At 49.4% G+C, this 2,042-nt stretch carries 2 protein-coding genes; one reads left to right on the forward strand and one right to left on the reverse strand.

Annotation, left to right across the window (positions count from 1 at the left end):
* A partial coding sequence (locus ACTF5Z_RS11995) for a DUF3604 domain-containing protein (protein WP_438985837.1) occupies nt 1-439 on the reverse strand: 439 nt, incomplete at its 3' end.
* Between the two features lie 272 nt (nt 440-711).
* On the opposite strand from ACTF5Z_RS11995, the gene ACTF5Z_RS12000 reads away from it, so the two are divergent.
* Complete coding sequence (locus ACTF5Z_RS12000; protein WP_438985838.1) at nt 712-1,959, forward strand: valine--pyruvate transaminase; 1,248 nt, start codon at nt 712-714, stop codon at nt 1,957-1,959.
* Nucleotides 1,960-2,042: the final 83 nt, after the last annotated feature.

Below are 2,042 nucleotides of genomic sequence, written 5' to 3' on the forward strand. Positions count from 1 at the left end.
CGACCATAGCGGATTCGCCAGCGGCAGCACTGCGTACCAACATGCTAAACACCTCCGTACCTTTACCTTCTTTCATTTTGGCAAGCGCAAATTGGCCAAACTCGGTAGCGCTAACCTCTGGCTCTCCCTGTGATAAACGCAAAGGGATCGAGGTAAGCTCAGCGTGGTCTGAGACCACCAAAAAGTCGAGGGGGCGATGACGCTGCACTCGTGCTTTGTAAAACGGATGAATAACGGGCAAACCCATAGCATACCGATACGCGGTTTCTGGGTCGGTGCTGCGGTTTTGAAACAAGAAGGCATCAAACGAATAGGCGGTATGAAGGTGAGTGTCGCCCCACAATAAGGTGCGCCTTTTCTCATCTTGGGCAAGAGCACCCAACGAAACATTGGAACAAAGAGCGGCCATCAAGGCAGCACATACAAAGGGTTTACGCATCTTATTATCATCGTTTGGATTCTTGTTTAGAGTATAGGTTAGCGAACAGGCCCTGCCTATCGTCTGCATAAGGTCTGATGAGGACATTACAATCAAATAGGTTAATTTAAACCCTTATTTCTCACGATCCTTAATTAAGCGGCCAAATCACGTCGCTAGTACACGTCAGAGCAACACAATGTTCAGTGTGCTTGCGACAAGAAAACAGAATCTGACGTTTAAGCTCAGCGCCAGCGGGCGTATAATTGACGTTTAGCGTTTTGAGATGGCCTATGCAGTTTTCTGAATTTGGCACAAAGTTTACCGGCCAATCAGGTATCGTCGAGCTCATGGAAGATTTGGGAGAAGCCTTGAGCATTAATCCCGATATGATTTTCATGGGCGGCGGCAACCCCGCGCGCATTCCCGAAGCAGAAGCTATTTTTAAATCACATTTTGAAAACCTCATCAAAGACCCCACGCAATTCAACCGACTGGTGGGCATTTATCAATCGCCTAAGGGCGATCCTAGTTTTTGCGAAGATCTAGCGAGTTATTTGAATCGCACGCAAGGCTGGAAGCTCAGTGCAAAAAATATTGCCATTGCCAATGGCAGCCAATCCGCCTTTTTTATTGTCGCGAACATGCTGGCCGGCCATTCAGCGCAAGGCGATAAAACTCTGCACTTACCCTTGTCACCCGAATACTTGGGGTATGCCGACAGCGGATTAAGCAAGACATTCTTTACCGCTACCAAACCAAGCATCGAGCTACTTGAAGAGCAGTTGTTCAAGTATCACGTGGACTTCAATCATCTCAATCTACCAGAGACAACAAACGCCCTGTGTGTGTCGCGCCCCACCAACCCCACAGGCAACGTCTTGAGCGATGTGGAACTCGAGCACCTTAGCGCTATTGCGGCGGACAACAACATACCATTTATTATTGATGGAGCTTACGGCGTCCCCTTCCCCGATATCAATTTTGTGGCTGCAACCCCCCGCTGGGATGAGAACACCATTCTTATGTTAAGTCTGTCGAAGTTGGGGTTACCCGGTATCCGTGGGGGCATTGTCATTGCCAGCGAAGAGTTTGTTCAAGCCTTCACCAACGCAAACACCATTATCAGCCTTGCATGTAGCACGGTTGGCCCCTTGCTCGCGCAATCGCTCATCCGCTCGGGCGACTTAGACCACTTAACGCAAAACATTGTAAAACCCTATTACCAGGATAGTGCCGCGCATATAACTGCCACTTTGCACCGCGAACTCAAGGGCCTGCCGTATCGCATCCACAAACCTGAAGGCGCCATTTTTGTTTGGGTATGGTTTGAGGATCTTCCTATAAGCAGTCGAGAGCTGTACGAACGGTGCAAAGCTCAGGGGTTGCTTGTGGTGCCCGGCGAGAACTTTTTTATCGGTATTGAGGATGACTGGGCACACAAGCACCAGTGCTTGCGCATCTCTCACGCGCAAAGTAAGCCGGTAATTGATCAAGGTATTGCCATTTTGGCGCATGAGGCCAGAGCCGTTTACGCCTAATTTACCTCACGTTTGGCCCATCATCAGATTGTCCGCGTATCAGCTCAGGGCCCCAGTAGTACGAAATACTGCATCGACCGTTA

Source organism: Aequoribacter sp., from assembly GCF_965659035.1.
GTDB lineage: Bacteria > Pseudomonadota > Gammaproteobacteria > Pseudomonadales > Halieaceae > Aequoribacter.

Coding starts and splice junctions, on each gene's coding strand:
- ACTF5Z_RS12000 (WP_438985838.1), top strand. CDS start 712: ATGCAGTTTTCTGAATTTGGCACAAAGTTTACCGGCCAATCAGGTATC.